General features: G+C 42.1%; 1 protein-coding gene and 1 pseudogene. One reads left to right on the top strand and one right to left on the bottom strand.

The features are described 5' to 3' along the window. Nucleotides 1-595 (top strand): lytic transglycosylase domain-containing protein (locus R7P35_RS25430; protein WP_318093178.1); only part of this gene is annotated, 595 nt, incomplete at its 5' end. 500 nt (nucleotides 596-1,095) lie between these two features. On the opposite strand, the pseudogene R7P35_RS25425 reads toward R7P35_RS25430, so the two are convergent. Next, nucleotides 1,096-1,162 (bottom strand): annotated as a pseudogene (locus tag R7P35_RS25425) (DNA mismatch repair protein MutT); the annotation flags it as partial.

Genomic DNA, 1,162 nt, shown 5'->3' with positions numbered 1-1,162 from the left:
GCAGTATCAGGTTCTTGCGCCTTATAAATTACAAATCGACCAACGTCTCACTTCCGTCAATCCACTTCTCGACCACATCTTTAAGCAACTCAAAAGCAAGTCACTGCCCAAAAGTCTCGTTTTGGTGCCAATGCTAGAATCTTCTTACAACGCAAAAGCCGTTTCTCACGCCAACGCCGCGGGATTATGGCAATTGATTCCTGCAACAGCGATGCGCTTTGGTTTAACGGTTGATTCGAATGTGGATGAGCGTTTCGATACCCAAGCCAGCACGAAAGCTGCATTGGACTATCTGGCGTTTTTATACAACAAGTTTGATCAAAACCTCGCATTAACGCTGGCGGCCTATAATGCAGGAGAAGGCCGAATTGCTCGCGCTATAAAGAAAGCGGGCACCGATGACTTCCAACAGCTCACCCTGCCAAAAGAAACACATCAGTACGTCAGTCGTTTCTTCGCCTTGGAAAAACTGATAGATATCGGGCAGTTACAACACTCTTCTTTTCAGCCGTTACTTTTATTTGCTTCTGAATCTGCGGCACCATCACAGCCTCTGATCGACTTTAGTCGACTTCCTCCACTCGTTAATTTGTGATAATAATCACCAAAACAACGAATTTCAGAAGAACGTAAAATTACAAGATCCTGTTCTGCTAATTTAAAAACTCGTGATCTCGATGCAAACGTGTGCAAAAAAGTTAAGGTAATGTATCTCAAGAATAAGAAAGAGTAGTGGTTTACTGATCATAGTCCAATTTGCACTTGTTTATTGGATAGATATGCATCACATTACGTGTGCAAAAAAGATGAAAACCAATGGTTGGACCTATTAATTATTTACACACTAAATATAAAACGGCTATTGTTTTCATAGTTTGAAACAAAACTCAGAATATCGAGATGACGCTTCGCTTGCGCGTCTGGAATAAGTCCGGGTTCCGGGGGGGAGCTCGGACTTTTTTATTGCGCTTAATTGCGTAAAGAAGTGAATGATGAAATCCCTAAACACATCTTCCTAACCACTTCTAAAAACGCTTACTGAAGCTCATTCCCATTCAATAGGTATGAGCTCAGTCTTCGGCACTCTGGTGACAGCTAAAGCAACTCTTTAGCGATCAGGTGAAGTAAGAACGTTTCACGTTCGATACTCATTCCTTTCTTC

The sequence above is a fragment of the Vibrio sp. Vb0304 genome (assembly GCF_033338995.1).
In the GTDB taxonomy this organism is placed as follows: domain Bacteria; phylum Pseudomonadota; class Gammaproteobacteria; order Enterobacterales; family Vibrionaceae; genus Vibrio; species Vibrio alginolyticus.
This window is presented reverse-complemented; position numbering and strand designations above follow the sequence as displayed.